This window comes from Roseibium sp. MMSF_3544, assembly GCF_030732845.1.
Classification (GTDB): domain Bacteria; phylum Pseudomonadota; class Alphaproteobacteria; order Rhizobiales; family Stappiaceae; genus Roseibium.
Genome location: NZ_JASHKA010000040.1, coordinates 21,115 through 36,720, shown reverse-complemented (window position 1 = coordinate 36,720; position 15,606 = coordinate 21,115). Strand labels below are relative to the sequence as shown.

15 protein-coding genes are annotated in these 15,606 nt (G+C 58.7%); 9 read left to right on the top strand and 6 right to left on the bottom strand.

Annotation, left to right across the window (positions count from 1 at the left end):
- Positions 1-92 precede the first annotated feature (92 nt).
- On the bottom strand, positions 93-545 hold the full coding sequence (locus tag RBB47_RS29880) for a translation initiation factor IF-3 (RefSeq protein WP_305989588.1): 453 nt from the start codon (positions 543-545) through the stop codon (positions 93-95).
- Between the two features lie 303 nt (positions 546-848).
- Here RBB47_RS29880 and infC point away from each other — a divergent pair, with 303 nt between their 5' ends.
- Positions 849-1,388, top strand: a complete 540-nt coding sequence (gene infC / locus RBB47_RS29875) for a translation initiation factor IF-3 (protein WP_305989590.1) — start codon at positions 849-851, stop codon at positions 1,386-1,388.
- A gap of 122 nt (positions 1,389-1,510) precedes the next feature.
- Here infC and RBB47_RS29870 read toward each other — a convergent pair whose 3' ends face one another.
- From RBB47_RS29870 to ppk2, 3 genes are all read right to left on the bottom strand, one after another.
- Complete coding sequence (locus tag RBB47_RS29870) at positions 1,511-2,488, bottom strand: DUF808 domain-containing protein (RefSeq protein WP_305989587.1); 978 nt, start codon at positions 2,486-2,488, stop codon at positions 1,511-1,513.
- A 219-nt stretch (positions 2,489-2,707) separates the two neighbouring features.
- A complete protein-coding gene (locus tag RBB47_RS29865; RefSeq protein WP_305989586.1) occupies positions 2,708-3,715 on the bottom strand; it encodes a Gfo/Idh/MocA family protein in 1,008 nt (335 codons plus the stop codon).
- Between the two features lie 106 nt (positions 3,716-3,821).
- Positions 3,822-4,730 carry a polyphosphate kinase 2 gene (gene ppk2 / locus RBB47_RS29860; RefSeq protein WP_305989585.1) on the bottom strand — a complete coding sequence of 303 codons (909 nt, stop codon included), beginning with the start codon at positions 4,728-4,730 and terminating at the stop codon, positions 3,822-3,824.
- 183 nt (positions 4,731-4,913) lie between these two features.
- Between ppk2 and RBB47_RS29855 the strand changes: the two genes are divergently transcribed.
- From RBB47_RS29855 to RBB47_RS29820, 8 genes are all read left to right on the top strand, one after another.
- On the top strand, positions 4,914-5,543 hold the full coding sequence (locus RBB47_RS29855; RefSeq protein ID WP_305989584.1) for a TetR/AcrR family transcriptional regulator: 630 nt from the start codon (positions 4,914-4,916) through the stop codon (positions 5,541-5,543).
- A 1-nt stretch (position 5,544) separates the two neighbouring features.
- Positions 5,545-7,152: a carboxyl transferase domain-containing protein gene (locus RBB47_RS29850; RefSeq protein ID WP_305989583.1), complete on the top strand. Its 1,608-nt coding sequence runs from the start codon at positions 5,545-5,547 to the stop codon at positions 7,150-7,152.
- Positions 7,153-7,157: 5 nt separating this feature from the next.
- Positions 7,158-7,586, top strand: a complete 429-nt coding sequence (locus RBB47_RS29845) for an ASCH domain-containing protein (RefSeq protein ID WP_305989582.1) — start codon at positions 7,158-7,160, stop codon at positions 7,584-7,586.
- A 3-nt stretch (positions 7,587-7,589) separates the two neighbouring features.
- Entirely contained in the window at positions 7,590-8,105 is a 516-nt protein-coding gene (locus RBB47_RS29840) for an O-acetyl-ADP-ribose deacetylase (RefSeq protein ID WP_305989581.1), read from the top strand.
- Positions 8,105-10,099 (top strand): acetyl/propionyl/methylcrotonyl-CoA carboxylase subunit alpha, encoded by a 1,995-nt coding sequence (locus tag RBB47_RS29835; RefSeq protein WP_305989580.1) that lies wholly within the window; start codon positions 8,105-8,107, stop codon positions 10,097-10,099. Before RBB47_RS29840 ends, RBB47_RS29835 begins: the two co-directional genes overlap by 1 nt.
- Positions 10,086-11,717: an acyl-CoA synthetase gene (locus RBB47_RS29830; protein WP_305989579.1), complete on the top strand. Its 1,632-nt coding sequence runs from the start codon at positions 10,086-10,088 to the stop codon at positions 11,715-11,717. Before RBB47_RS29835 ends, RBB47_RS29830 begins: the two co-directional genes overlap by 14 nt.
- A 244-nt stretch (positions 11,718-11,961) precedes the next feature.
- The gene (locus tag RBB47_RS29825) at positions 11,962-12,822 is read left to right on the top strand and encodes a hydroxymethylglutaryl-CoA lyase (RefSeq protein WP_305989578.1); all 861 of its coding nucleotides are present in this window, start codon (positions 11,962-11,964) and stop codon (positions 12,820-12,822) included.
- A complete protein-coding gene (locus RBB47_RS29820; RefSeq protein ID WP_305989577.1) occupies positions 12,819-13,607 on the top strand; it encodes a crotonase/enoyl-CoA hydratase family protein in 789 nt (262 codons plus the stop codon). Before RBB47_RS29825 ends, RBB47_RS29820 begins: the two co-directional genes overlap by 4 nt.
- Here RBB47_RS29820 and RBB47_RS29815 read toward each other — a convergent pair whose 3' ends face one another.
- Complete coding sequence (locus RBB47_RS29815) at positions 13,608-14,429, bottom strand: hypothetical protein (RefSeq protein ID WP_305989576.1); 822 nt, start codon at positions 14,427-14,429, stop codon at positions 13,608-13,610.
- A gap of 263 nt (positions 14,430-14,692) precedes the next feature.
- Positions 14,693-15,571 carry a LysR family transcriptional regulator gene (locus tag RBB47_RS29810; protein ID WP_305989575.1) on the bottom strand — a complete coding sequence of 293 codons (879 nt, stop codon included), beginning with the start codon at positions 15,569-15,571 and terminating at the stop codon, positions 14,693-14,695.
- Positions 15,572-15,606: the final 35 nt, after the last annotated feature.

Genomic DNA, 15,606 nt, shown 5'->3' with positions numbered 1-15,606 from the left:
GCTCTTCACACGCTTCCTTGCGTGATTTCGCCATTTATGCCGCCAAATCGGCTTCATTTATGGGTCCGTACCCTAGTTTATCATTTCGCCGATCAGGCTCCCGGTTTCGGTTCCACGGATTTCTTTTGGGCCTGCCAGCATCCGGACGTGCGGCCAGCCACAGCCCAATAGACGAGGCCTGCCAGAAAACCCGCCGCCAGCGCGACAACGCTTCCGGGTCTGATGTCCGCGTTCTCCGCTCCGGACCCGATCGTCCAGAGCAAAAAGGCAATGCCTCCGCTCGCCGCCAGATGAAAGACGATTCCTCTGAGGCGGGCCAGTTCGGCAATCGCGATCAGTATGCCCGCCGGCACAAGCGCGGTGGCTCCGACAACGCTCGCGCTGACAAGTCCTGTTCCTACCATCGCACCGAAGGCGATCGGGTTTTCGTTCGGATGAGACGCCTGAAAAAACCCCCAGGCGAGAAACAGGCCGCAGGCGATCAGCGCGAAAGTGAAACCGCAGACAATTTTCAGGAGTTGAAGCAGAAATTTCCCGCCGTCCAAGTCAGCCGTCTCCTTTAAAAATTCAGGACAAGTCCTTACTTGAGGTATTCTCCTGCTGATTACAACAGCAGGCAGCAACGACGGGATACCGGATAAAGGTGCCCGCGGCCCCGCCTGAATGCCGCATCCGCAAGAGTCAAAACCGCTTATTTCGGTTGACTTTTTGCCGGTTTCGCAGGAATTTAGCGAATGGCGCTAGGACATATGCAACGGAAACCTTGGTACACGAGTTCCGAGGGTTTTCGCGCATCTGAATGAGCCAAAACCTGGCGCCAAGTTGAAACGATAGAGGAGTTAGCGACCATTCGCCGTCCGTTCCGCGCCCCGCCTCCCACGAAGGAAGGCCCGCGCACTAACCACGAAATTCGCGTTCGCGAAGTCCAGTTGATTGATCATGAGGGCGCCAACCGCGGCGTCGTGCCGACCGAAGAAGCGATGGATATCGCATTGGATGCAGGTCTGGACCTTGTTGAAATCCAGCCGAACGCCAATCCCCCCGTCTGCAAGATCCTGGACTATGGCCGATACAAGTATCAGGCTCAGAAGAAAGCAGCAGAAGCCCGCAAGAAGCAGAAGACCGTCGAGATCAAGGAGATCAAGATGCGTCCGAACATCGACACGCATGACTATGACGTGAAGATGAAAAGCATGCAGCGTTTCTTCAGTGACGGCGACAAGGTGAAGGTCACGCTCCGCTTCCGGGGCCGTGAAATGGCACACCAGGATCTCGGCATGAACCTTCTGAACAAGGTTCGCGAGGAAACATCCGAAATCGCCAAGGTCGAATCCTCACCGAAGCTGGAAGGCCGGCAGATGGTGATGGTGCTGGCGCCCCTGAAATAGGCGCGTTCAGTCCAAAAGAACCGTTTCAAAACCCCGCCCTCGGCGGGGTTTTTTCGTTGATGTCCTGTCTGACTGAACATTCGACGCGATACGCGGTGCGGTCAGGGCGGGTGCCTTTGAGGTCAATGCTCCTCGACTTCACCCTGATCCTTCCGGAACGTGTTCCAGACGGGCAGGATGATCTTCGCGACGATCGGGATCAGGATCAGCCCGACGATGAGGCCGAACACACCGTCCAGCGACGCGGTGACCGCCCAGGCCAGGAATCCTTCGGCAGTGCCGATGGCGTGCGCTGCTGCGTGCGCGATGTCGTGAATGGTGTCATAGAGCCATTTGACGCCGAGTTCCTTCAGACCATGAATGACGATGGATCCGCCGACCCACAGCATAGCGGCGGTGCCGACAACCATCAGTACTTTCAAAAAGCCGGGCATCGCCCGGACAATGCCGCGCCCGAGCGCCCGAACAGCAGCAAGGCGGCCCTTGTTGGACATCATGAGGCCGACATCATCCGCTTTGACGATCAGTGCGACAGACCCGTACACCATCACGGTGATGCCGATGGCGACCACCGCCAGGGTGGCCGCTTCCATCCAGATATTGCTTTCCGGGATTTCAGACAGCGCAATCGTCATGATTTCCGCCGACAGGATGAAGTCGGTCTTGATCGCACCGGAGACTTTCTGTTCTTCCAGATGAACCGCGTCGACCGCCTCCTCCAGTGGCAAATCGGCATGACTTTCCTTGTGCGCAAACAGGTGATGGACCTTCTCGGCACCCTCAAAACACAAGTAAGCACCGCCCAGCATGAGAAGCGGTGTGATCGTCCAAGGGGCGAACTCGTTTAGCAGAAGCCCGACCGGAAGCAGAAAAATCAGCTTGTTCTTCATCGAGCCCTTGGCGATGCGCCAAACGATCGGCAGTTCGCGTGCGGGTTTGAAGCCGGTGACGTATTTCGGCGTGACGGCAGCATCGTCAATGACCGCGCCGGCCGCCTTGGATCCTGCCTTTGCGGCTTGTCCGAGGACATCGTCGACAGAAGCCGCCGCAACCTTTGCAATGGCTGCAACGTCATCGAGAAGGGCAAGTAATCCGCTCATGTCCGCTCCTGAATCGTTCCTCGTCGATCTTACAGCAATAGTGCGACACTCAGAATGCGCGTCAGCGAGACCGGACACGTCAGGTCCCGCTTGTTTCTTGCAGTGTTCCAGCCACGAAACCTGCACTCAACAAGTTAACGAAAACATCCACAAGCGATCTGGTTGACCCGGCCAGGTTCGGCGCGGGCGGGTCTGCACGTTTGGCCGCCGGCGTGGGGCCTACATCACATCGACCCAGCCGCCTCTTTCGGCCGAGGCGAAAATCGCATCGAGTATCTTCATGTTCTGAAGGGCGTCCTCAACACCATAGGTCATAACTTTCTCGCCCAGAACCGCACGCCCGAAGACATCCGCCTGCTCCGCATACTGGTCGCACGGATCGATCGTCTCGTCTTGCGCAGAGCCATCGGCAAGAGCAGATCCGTCGTCCAGCCGCAAGGTAACAGCACCACCTTGAGGTGCGTTGAACGGGATCATGATGTCCAGACGCTTCTTCGTGCCGAACAGTTGAAGCCGCTGATAGGGTGTCAGCTGGGTCGAGACGGTGAACGAGAGCTGGCGCCCGGCACCGAAATCCATGATGGCGCTTGTGAGCCGGTCGGTTCCAAAATCGGGATCCCGGTCGATCAGTGAAACCACCCGCTCCGGCTCCCCTTCAAAGAAATAACGCCCAGCGAGCATCGTGTAGCAGCCGATGTCCATGAGCGCGCCGCCGCCCATGTCGGCCCGGTTGCGGATGTTGTCCGGGTTGTCCATGAAATAGCTGAAATGACCCTGGATGGCCCTGAGCTCCCCAAGCGCACCCGAACGCACAAGGTCACGTGCACGGATCCATTGCGGATGGGCCCTGACCATGAAGGCTTCGGCGACAAGCCGGTCCCTCGGAAGATCCAGCAATTCGGAGGCCTCTTCCGCGCTCAGCGCAATCGGTTTTTCGCAAAGAACATGCTTTCCCGCTTCAACGGCCTGAACGGTCATCGGCACATGCATGTGGTTCGGCAGCGGGTTGTAGATCACATCAATATCGGGATCGGCGAACAGCTCTTCATAGGATCCATACGCCTTTTCGATCCCAAGCGCGTCTGCGGTTTCCCTGGCCCTGTCCTGATCGCGCGAAGCAATGGCTGCGGCGATGCCTGTTTGTGAGGCCTGAATGCCCGGAATGACCTTCTCCCGGCCGATCTTCGCAGTTGAAATGATTCCCCAGCGGACCTTGTTGCCGTCCATTCTCGATATCTCCCGTCTCCAAGGCACACGCAACAGTTGGCACGAAAAAATCCCGGCCTGCAAGGCCGGGATCTGAATTGCCCCAGGGTGAGCGGATCAAGTCTTGTCAATATTTCTGAGGAACATAGAGATGTTCCGGCAAAACCTTGCGCTCGTAGTCCGGATTGAAACGGCGCTCGGGAAGACTGATCGGGTCGTGCGGAACTTCCTCGTAAGGCATCTGGGACAACAAATGGCTGATGCAGTTGAGACGGGCCTGTTTCTTGTCGTTCCCTTCAACGATGAACCATGGCGCTTCAGGGATGTTCGTCCGTTCGAACGTTTCTTCCTTCGCCTTGGTGTAATCTTCCCAGCGGACACGGGACTCCAGATCCATCGGGGAGAGTTTCCACTGCTTCAGCGGATCATGGATGCGCATCAGGAAGCGCAGCTGCTGCTCTTCGTCCGTGATCGAAAACCAGTATTTGATCAGCCGGACACCGGAGCGCACGATCATGCGCTCGAATTCCGGAACGTCGTTGAAGAACTGCTCGACCTGATCTTCCGTCGCAAAGCCCATCACCCGCTCAACGCCGGAGCGGTTGTACCAGGAGCGGTCGAAGAGGACCATCTCGCCCGCCGCCGGCAGGTGCGGCACATAGCGCTGGAAATACCATTGGCTTTTTTCGCGTTCCGTTGGCGCCGGAAGCGCGACCACGCGCGCAACGCGCGGGTTCAGACGCTGGGTAATACGCTTGATCACACCACCCTTGCCGGCAGCGTCACGGCCTTCGAAAACAACAACGATCTTTTCGCCCGTGTGCTGAACCCAGTCCTGAAGCTTCACCAGCTCCGCCTGAAGGCGCAGCAGCTCATGAAAATAGGTGTTCCGGTCAAGTGGTGACTTGTGTTTCTTGTCGGAGATGAACTGAAGGTCCTTGGCGACCAGATTGTCGTCAATTTCCATTTCAAGTTCTTCATCAAGGGAATCCGCCCATTCAGCCTCAACCCATGTCTTTGCGTCTTGTTCGGTCATCAATTGGTCCTTTGAAAAATCTCAAACGGCGAAACTCACCAAGAGTGTGAACAACTTAACCATGTAAGTTTTTTGACAGTTTTGCCAGTTCGCAAGCCTTATTCTCCGCTCTCTGCGATTTCTCAGAGCTTTGGACTTGAAAATGAATGAACGTTCATTTATTAGCTTGTCAAGGAGGACGCCATGGCAACTGCAGCCGCAAGACCGGCATCACGAGCAAAAGGTCTGGAGACCGCAGAACGCGTGCGCAAGGCTGCGCTAAGACGCTTTGCGCAGGCCGGGTACGCCGCTGTATCCATGCGCGAAATCGCTACAGATGTGGGCGTCCGGCCAGGAGCGCTTTACAATCATTTTCCGACCAAGCAGGACATTCTCAAAGACCTGATGCTCACCCACATGGCCGAGCTTCTGGGCGCGTGGGCCGCTTTGGAAAACTCCTCTTCCATGGACCCGCTCGAACGGTTTGTCCGCTTTCACATCCGCTATCACCTGGAACGTGCCGACGAGGTGTTCATCTCCTACATGGAGCTGCGCAACCTGGAACCGGACAACTTCGAGACCGTCGAAACCGAACGGCGCCGCTACGAGGCTGTCCTGACATCGATCCTCGAAGACGGTCTGGCTGACGGCCGCTATGCCGTGGACGACCCGAAGGTCGCGACCAGAGCCATCATTGCCATGCTGACAGGTATCCCGACCTGGTACCGGGAAGGCGGCGGACTCAGTGAAAAAGAGGTCGAGGACCTTTACCTGACCATGGTGCAAAAAGCCGTTGCGCCCGGGTCAAAACCATCGCGAACGGAGACCGGATGACATGAGCATCCTGAAATCGAGTCTTTCCCCCAGAAGCAGCGATTTCGCCGCCAACAAGGCGGCGCACGAAGCTGCCATGGAAAGCGTCAAGGTTGCTGCTCGCACAGCACTTGACGGCGGCGGCGAAACGGCACGGCAACGCCATGTCTCGCGCGGCAAGATCCTGCCGAGGGAGCGGGTTTCCCGTTTGCTCGACCCAGGCTCGCCCTTCCTGGAAGTCGGCATGCTCGCCGCTCATGACATGTATTCGGGCGCAGCGCCGTCTGCCGGAATGATTGCCGGAATTGGCCGCGTCGAAGGGCAGGACGTCATGATCCTTGCCAACGACGCCACGGTGAAAGGCGGCACCTATTACCCGATGTCGGTGAAAAAGCACCTTCGAGCTCAGGAAATCGCGGAGCAGAACAACCTGCCCTGCATTTACCTCGTGGATTCGGGCGGCGCCAACCTGCCCAACCAGGACGAGGTGTTCCCGGACCGGGACCATTTCGGACGGATTTTCTTTAATCAAGCCAACATGTCCGCGAAGGGCATTGCGCAAATCGCAGTCGTGATGGGCTCGTGCACGGCTGGTGGTGCCTATGTCCCGGCAATGTCCGACGAGACCATCATCGTCAAGAACCAGGGCACGATCTTCCTGGCCGGGCCGCCCCTGGTAAAGGCAGCGACAGGAGAAGAAGTCTCGGCCGAGGATCTTGGCGGCGGAGACGTTCACACGCGTCTGTCCGGTGTCGCAGATCATCTTGCCCGCGACGATGCCCATGCGCTTGCGCTGGCCAGACGTGCTATCGCCAGCCTGAACCGGACCAAGACGTCGCAACTAGCCGTTCAGACTCCCGAAGAGCCAGCTTATGATCCGGACGAAATTCTCGGCGTCGTTCCGGCGGACCTGAAGACACCCTACGACATCCGCGAAGTCATCGCCCGCGTTGTCGACGGCTCCCGTTTCGACGAATTTAAGGCACGTTACGGCACAACGATTGTCTGCGGTTTTGCTCATATTCACGGCATGCCGGTCGGGATCATCGCCAACAACGGCGTTCTCTTTTCAGAAAGCGCGGTCAAAGGCGCGCATTTTGTCGAGCTCTGCTCCCAGCGCAAGGTGCCACTGGTGTTTCTTCAGAACATCACAGGCTTCATGGTCGGCCGCAAATACGAGAGCGGCGGCATCGCCAAGGATGGTGCCAAGCTGGTAACAGCCGTTGCCACCACGTCGGTTCCGAAAATCACCATGCTTGTCGGCGGCTCGTTCGGCGCCGGCAACTACGGCATGTGCGGTCGCGCCTATTCGCCGCGGTTCCTGTGGACGTGGCCGAATTCCCGCATTTCAGTGATGGGCGGCGAACAGGCAGCCGGTGTCCTCGCCACAGTCCGGCGCGACGGCATAGAACGCAAGGGCGGCAGCTGGTCTTCAGACGAGGAACAGGCGTTCAAGCAGCCGATCATCGATCAGTTCGAAGAACAGGGGCACCCGCTCTATGCAACCGCCCGTCTGTGGGATGACGGCATTGTCGATCCGCGCAAGACCCGTGACATTCTGGGCCTGTCTCTTTCGGCATCGCTGAACGCACCGATCGAGGACACCCGCTTCGGCCTCTTCAGGATGTAAGTCAGATGGATCTCAAGCATTTGCAACAACGCTACCCGGGAGCCGAAACATTCACATTCGGCGATAGCGAAGAGCTGAGCGGCGACCTGATCGCACTCGTTCGAACGGGCAGAAAGACCGCGACCTGCGGCGCGCTCCGCGATTTCGAATCCGGTGAAGACGCCATGCCCGTCAAAGGCCGAAAGGACATTGCGCTCAACTGGGACGGAACGCCGGCGCTGGTCATCGAAACTCTTGAGGTCTCGACAATGCGGTTTTGCGATGTCCCGGAAGACTTCGCATTGGCCGAGGGCGAGAACAAGGACCTTGCCGGATGGCGGGTTGATCACCAGTCGTATTTCGAGCGCAACGGCGGCTTCGATCCCGAGATGTGGCTTGTCTGCGAGCGCTTCAGAATGATCGAGGATCTTCAAACTGCGGAGCGCGGGAAGTAGATCATGAGCCGTATCACGAGCCTTGTCGGAGACATTACCAAGATGGACGTCGACGCAATCGTCAACGCAGCCAACACCTCATTGCTTGGCGGTGGCGGGGTCGACGGTGCAATTCACCGCGCGGCCGGTTCGGAGCTTCTTCAGGAATGCCGTCTGCTCGGTGGCTGCAAAACCGGTGAGGCCAAGATCACCCGTGGATATGACCTGCCGGCGAAACACGTCATTCATACCGTCGGACCGGTCTGGCAAGGCGGGACAAGCGGCGAAGCGGAACTGCTTGCGTCCTGCTATGAAAGCAGCCTGAAGCTCGCGTCCGAAAACGGCTGCAGAACGATCGCCTTTCCAGCCATATCGACAGGCGTCTTCGGTTACCCGGCTGACAAGGCGGCCGAACGCGCAGTGTCAACGATCAGGCGTGTCCTGAAGGACTTACCGGAGATAGACCGCGTCACACTCGTCGCCTTCGACGACGACAGCCACCGGCAACTGGCAGCCGCGCTTGAGAGGGAGGAAGACTGATGTTCAAGAAAATCCTCATTGCCAATCGCGGCGAAATCGCCTGCCGGGTGATGGCCACAGCCGGAAAACTCGGCATCAAGACCGTCGCGGTCTATTCGAATGCAGATGCAAATGCCAAACATGTCGCCATGGCCGACGAGGCGTTCCGTATCGGCCCGCCGCCGGTCGCCGAGAGCTATCTGAAGATCGACGCCATCATCGAGGCCTGCCGGAAAAGCGGAGCGGAAGCAGTGCATCCCGGCTACGGCTTCCTGTCGGAAAACCCGGATTTTGTCGAAGCGCTTGAAAAAGCCGGCATCACATTCATTGGTCCAAGCGCGACCTCCATTCGCGCCATGGGTCTGAAAGACGCCGCCAAGGCGCTGATGGAAGAAGCCGGTGTTCCGGTCGTACCGGGCTATCATGGTGACAACCAGGACCCGGTGTTTCTGAAAGCAAAAGCTGAGGAGATCGGATATCCAGTTCTGATCAAGGCCCGGGCCGGTGGCGGCGGCAAGGGCATGCGCCGCGTCGACAATCCGGACGATTTTCTGGACGCGCTCTCAGGTGCGCAGCGCGAAGGCAAGGCCAGCTTCGGCGATGGCCGCGTATTGATCGAAAAATATCTCACCAAGCCACGCCATATCGAAATTCAGGTTTTCGGCGACAATCACGGCAACGCCGTGCACCTGTTCGAACGCGACTGCTCCCTGCAGCGCCGCCACCAGAAGGTGATCGAGGAAGCACCGGCACCGGACATGCCCGACGACATGCGCGCAGCTATGGGCGATGCCGCAGTCAGGGCCGCCAGAGCCATCGACTATTCGGGCGCGGGCACCATTGAATTCATCGCCGACGTCACCGAGGGCCTTAGCGCCGACCGGTTCTATTTCATGGAAATGAATACGCGTCTTCAGGTGGAACATCCGGTGACCGAACTCATCACCGGAGAGGACCTGGTCGCCTGGCAGCTCCGTGTCGCTTCAGGCGAACGCTTGCCGAAGTCGCAGGAGGATCTCTCCTTCTCTGGCTGGGCGTTCGAGGCAAGGCTCTACGCGGAAGACGCGCCAAAGGGTTTTCTGCCGGCCATCGGCACGCTGGAACATCTGGCGCTGCCGGAAACGATGGCCCGTGTGGACAGCGGCGTCCGGTCCGGAGACGCAATCACACCCTTTTACGATCCGATGATCGCGAAGGTGATCGTTCACGGCCCGACCCGTGATGCGGCGCTCGGCAAATTGCTGTCGGCACTGGAGGCAACACAGGTGGCAGGCTGTGTGACCAATGCTGGTTTTCTGGCCGCACTATGCCGCCACAAGGGGTTTGCCGCCGGCGATGTCGATACCGGTCTGATCGACAGGGATCTGCCGGCGTTGATCGAAGAGCCTCAAATACCGGAAGACGCTGTTGCTCTCGCGGCGCTTGCCGCACTCGGCCTGACTAAGCCCGCGCTCGGCGACGACCCGTTCGAGACGCTGGCCGGCTGGCGCATCTGGAGCGCCTCCCGCCAGTTCGCTCTCCTTGAGATCGGCGGCGAGCGGCGCGACATTGAAGTGCGCGCCCTGGAAAACAGGCGTTTTGCCGTACATCTGGAAAGCGGTGTCAGAACCTATTCGATCATCAGGGTCGAGGGCAGCACCTTCACTTATGACTGCGAAGGCCATCGGGCAAAGGCTGTCGTCGTAGAGGGAAGCGATGGGCTGACTGTCTTCCAGAACGGCCACGCATTTGCCGTCGGCCTGCCGGATATGTTGAGCAGTGACGCTGAAGTGGCCGGGACCGGTGACCAGGTGATTGCGCCGATGCCGGGACTGGTCAAGGTTTTGTTCACCGGGCCGGGCGAACCCGTCACAAAAGACCAGCCTCTGGTCATCCTGGAGGCGATGAAGATGGAGCACACTCTGAAAGCTCCCCGTGACGGTACCATTGGAGATGTGCTTGTCGCGGAAGGCGAACAGGTCACCGACGGCACCGTGCTTCTTGCGCTCGCGGAGGAAACGGATGCTGCTGCCTGATGCCGCAAGTTACGATGAGTTAGTTCAAAAATTCTCCTGGACGATTCCGGAGCGATTTAACATCGCCGTCGCGGTGTGCGATGCCTGGGCAGAACGGGAACCGAGCCGTGAAGCGCTGATTTACGTCGAAGAAAACGGTGACACGGCGACCTATACCTATGCCGACCTTCAGCGCCTGTCCAACCAGCTTGCCAATCTGCTTGTCAGCCGCGGTGTTCAGCCGGGCGACCGGATCGGAGTGTTGCTGCCGCAACAGCCGGAAACCGCTTATGCGCATATTGCCGCGCTGAAACTTGGAGCGATCACGATCCCGCTCTTCACGCTGTTCGGCGAAGAGGCCCTGGAATACCGGCTGAAGGATTCCGGCGCGAAGGTTGTGATTACAAACGATGCCGGCGCCGCCAAACTGGCACCGCTCAGAGAGACGTTGCCGGGGCTGACGACTGTTTTCAACGTCGACGGCGCAGAGGGTGGAGCAGAAGATCTGGCCAGTCACATGGCCGGACACCAGGATACGTTCAAACCGTTCGACACGGCAGCCGACGACCCGGCAATCATTATCTATACGTCTGGCACCACAGGTCAGCCGAAAGGCGCGCTGCACGCGCATCGCGTCCTGCTTGGTCATTTGCCGGGTGTTGAAATGAGCCACGACTTTCTCGGGCAACCGGGCGACCGCATCTGGACACCGGCCGACTGGGCGTGGATCGGCGGCCTGCTCGATGTCTTGATGCCTGCGCTTTATCTGGGCGTTCCCGTGATCGCCTGCAGGTTCTCCAAATTCACCGCTGAAGCGGCTTTTCAGCTTCTTCAAGACCAAAAGGTCCGCAACACGTTTCTGCCCCCGACCGCACTGAAACTGATGCGGCAGGTCCCCGAACCGAAGTCCCGCTGGAGCTTCGATCTGCGCTCTGTCGCCTCCGGCGGGGAAACGCTGGGTGCGGAACTGATCGACTGGGGCCGAAAGACCTTCGGCCTGACGATCAATGAGTTTTACGGTCAGACTGAGTGCAACATGATCGTTTCAAGCTGCAGCCGGATCATGGAGGCCCGTCCCGGCATCATGGGACGTCCCGTGCCCGGTCACGAGATCGATGTTGTTGACGACGAGGGCAACGAGTTGCCCGCTAACACCTTGGGCAATATCGCCGTCAAACGCCCGGATCCGGTGATGTTCCTCGGCTACTGGAACAATCCGGATGCGAGCGAAAAGAAATTTGCCGGCGACTGGCTACTGACAGGTGACACGGGCACAAGGGACGAGGACGGCTGGCTGCGCTTTGTCGGACGCGATGACGATGTCATTACCTCTTCCGGCTACCGCATCGGGCCCGGTGAAATCGAGGATTGCCTTATCCGCCACCCGGCGGTCGCCCTGGCTGGCGTCGTGGGCAAGCCGGATCCCCAGCGTACAGAAATCGTCAAGGCCCATATCGTGCTCAAAGCGGGCATCGAACCCACCGACGCGCTCGGAAAGGAGATCGCCGAGTTCGTCAAGACGCGCCTTGCCGCCCATGAATACCCGCGCGAAGTCGCCTTTGTTGACGCATTGCCGATGACGACCACCGGAAAGGTCATCCGCCGGGAACTGCGGTCCATCGCCAAAAAGGAGGGGTGAGTTGATCAACCTTTCGACTACGACATCTCTATCGTCATCCCGGCCGAGCGCAGCAGAAGCCGAGACCGGGGAGCCAGCGGCTTGTCTTGAATTCTGCCGTCCTACCGTGGCGCGGCCATGGCATCCACTCCGTAACGCAGCCTCAAACGCAGCGATGGATGGGGAACGGCATGGATTGCAGGGTCAAGCCCTGCAATGACCGAAAGCAGAGCATTGATACACACTATGGAAATCGAGCCCCAGCATGTCCGACTTCGTCACACTCTTTGAAATGGGTCCGCGTGACGGCCTGCAGAACGAGAAGCGGTTCGTGCCGACCGGGCAGAAAATCGAACTGGTTGACCGGCTGTCGGACTGCGGTTTCCGAAAGATCGAAGTTACCAGTTTCGTCAGTCCCAAGTGGGTGCCTCAGATGGCCGATGCCCAGGAGGTCATGGAAAGCATCTATCGGCACCCCGCCGTCGTCTATTCGGTGCTGACACCCAACGTCAAAGGCTATACGGCCGCTCGGAAGGCATCGACAGACGAAGTCGCGATTTTCGGTTCCGCATCGGAGGGGTTCTCCAAAAAGAACATCAACTGCTCCGTGGCCGAGAGCATTGAGCGCTTCAAGCCGCTGCTGGAGAAGGCGCAGCACGACGAAATGCCGGTGCGCGGCTATGTCTCCTGCGTCACAGACTGCCCCTATGACGGCCCGACACCTCCGGACAAGGTCGCGGAGGTTGCCCGCCTGTTGTTCGAGCTCGGATGCTACGAGATCTCTCTCGGCGACACGATTGGCGCGGGCACGCCGGAAACGATCAGCACGATGCTCGACGCGGTCCTTGACAATGTTCCCGCCGACAAACTGGCCGGGCACTATCACGACACCAAAGGGCGGGCGCTGGAGAACATCGAAGTCAGTCTGGAGAAAGGCCTGCGGACCTTTGACGCTGCTGTCGGGGGGCTTGGCGGCTGCCCCTATGCGCCGGGCGCCAAGGGAAATGTCGCGACAGAAGCCGTGGTCGAGCTGGTCGAAGGCAAAGGGTTTGAAACGGGCATCAGAACGGACCGGCTTAAGGAGGTCGTGGAGTTCGCGAAGAGCCTGAGGAGCGTTGAAGCATGAGCTTTGAAACCATATCGATCGCGACCGACGACCGCGGTGTTGCGACCCTGACATTGAACCGGCCGGAGAAACACAATTCTCTGTCCGCGCAGATGATAGCCGAGTTGACCGAGGCGGCAGGCGCACTCGGAGCCGACCCGGCTATTCGAGTGGTGGTGCTGACCGGAGCGGGTGAGAGTTTCTGTGCCGGTGGCGATCTCGGCTGGATGCGGGAGCAGTTGGCGGCGGACCGCGCACAAAGGATGGTGGAAGCCCGCAAGCTCGCGATGATGCTCCAAGCGATGAATGAGTTGCCGAAGCCGCTGATCGGCCGCGTCCAGGGGCAGGCCTTCGGTGGCGGGGTTGGCATGATGAGCGTTTGCGACACCGTGATTGCCGTCGACAGCGCCAAATTCGGCCTCACGGAAGTTCGCCTCGGACTGATCCCGGCAACCATCAGCCCCTATGTGCTGGCGCGCATGGGGGAAGCAAAGGCGCGCCGTGTCTTCATGTCGGCGCGTATCTTCGGCGCCGCAGAAGCGAAAAACCTGGACCTTGCGGCAAAAGTTGTTGCCGCCGAGGCGCTGGATGCAGCAGTGGAAAAGGAAGTTCGGCCCTACCTTTCAGCGGCACCATCGGCGGTTGCCGCTTCGAAGGCGCTCGCGAGATCGCTCGGTCCCGCGATAACGGATGATATCATTGACGACACGATCCGGCGGCTCGCGGACATATGGGAGACACCCGAAGCACACGAGGGGATTTCCGCCTTCTTTGAAAAGAGAAAACCGAACTGGACGGTTGCCTGATCAGGTCGTCTGGCGTCTCGCGTGCTCGATCAGAGCCGCGATGCGGGCAACCTCAACCTGCTCGGACTGGGGCGGCTCCTTCGGCGGCCCGCCATACATGCGCTCACGACGCCTGCGGATTTTCTTGCGCTGCCATTCGCTGATCCCTTCCGGGAGCTCGATGCCTGCCCGGTCCATGCCGATCAGAATGCGCTGAAGATCCGGGATGAGTTCGGAGGAAATTGTGAACGTACCGCTGACCGGGTGCTTGAAGACCAGCGTCTTGGTGCTTTCCGCTCCGTTCAGGAGAACGGCTTTCTTGTGGCCGATTGATCCGATTGTGGACTGGAACCACGCCACCCAGCCGGCCGCCTCCCAAAGGCGCACATCGACTTGTTTCAGCTCTTCGTAGGGAACCCGGGCCCTGAGGCCGAATTGGGTAAACTCAAACCCGTTGCCGAAAAACCGGACCCAAGATGTTTCCTGTCGCACTGCGACTGCGAAAAACACAAAGGACGTGAGAGCCGGCAACAGGAGCAACAAGGAAACGAGTGCAAGTCCGCCCGTCGTGCTGCCCATGCCGATGAATGCGAGCGAAAAGAAGACGATGCCGAGCGCGAAACCGATTCCGTCAAGAACGCTTGCCGAGGGCCTGGAAACAGGCTTTACCGCGCCTGATGGCGCTGACGGCCTTGGAAGAGCCGCATAAATCCCGGCAGCTGCCACGAGACACAAGAGGCTGCTCAAAATCGACATGAAGAAGAAACCGCCAACGATCGCAAGAACGCTGAGGCTTAAAGGTAATACGCGGCGGATAAACTCAATTTTTGCTGTTTTGCCCAAACCGCTCTCCATGCTTCAAACAGCGAAACCGTGACAAACTGGGGAGACTTACTGATTCTTCTATTGAATCAACACAGCGGACTTAAATCAACAATCAGATCATTCTATCCAGAAACAATGTAACCAGTATGCTGAACTTTCACGGCCAAACTAAAATCAATTTAGAACTAAATTCAATTCAAAGCGCCTTTGGGTCTTGAACTAACACTCTGACGATAATGAATAATTCAAACACTCGGCACACAACTCTTAACGCGAAGGCACTATTCGCCCTGCTGAAACTCTTCCCGGATCCAGTCCACAAATGCTGTCGAGGCAGGCGTATGCGCATGGGAAGACGGGGGCAGCAGAAAGTAAGCTTCGGTGAGCGGCGCTGCGTGCTCGAAGGGCTTCACCAGCCGGCCCGCGTTCAGGAAATCCCTCACCAACGTATCGTGTGCCATGGTGACGCCCGCACTGTTTAGGGCGGCCGTGATCGAAATGACAAAGGTCGATGCCAGATTGATTTCCTTGTCGCGGAAAAACGGTTGTCCGCGTGATTTGGACCAGGCACTCCAGGTTCCTGTCAGGCCGGCGCAGTCGAACAATGTCGCACTGTCGAGATCTCTGGCCCTCTCACGATAGTCCGGTGCGCAGACAGGGAAAAACCTGTCCGTTGCAAGCCGCTCCGCTGCGTCTGACATTTCCTCCGGCCGCCCGAACCTGATTTCGACCGCGGCAGTCGCCGCATGCCGCTCCGGATCCCAGATCGGCGTGACGATATTGAGCACCAGCCAGGGATATTTCGCATAAAGGCGGCTGAGCCGTGGCGCGAGCCAGAAGACGGAAAAGGCCATGTTGCATTGAAGGGTCAGGTCCTTGCCCCTGTCCGCGCCGATGAAGGTCTGCGTGCTGCTGGCAATCAGGTCAAAGGCTTCCCGCAGGCCTGGCAGATAGTTCGCTCCATCCTCGGTGAGCTCGATCGCCCGTGTCTTGCGCAGAAACAGATCACGGCCGAGATAGGCTTCCAGGCTGCGCACATGCTGGCTGACCGCAGACTGCGTCAGGTGGAGTTCCGCCGCAGCCCGCGTGAAACTGAGATGGCGCGCCGACGCTTCGAAGGCGCGCAGCCAGGTCAATGGCGGTAGATTTGACTGTGGCATGCAGTGCACAACCCATGCATTAATTTTATTAATGT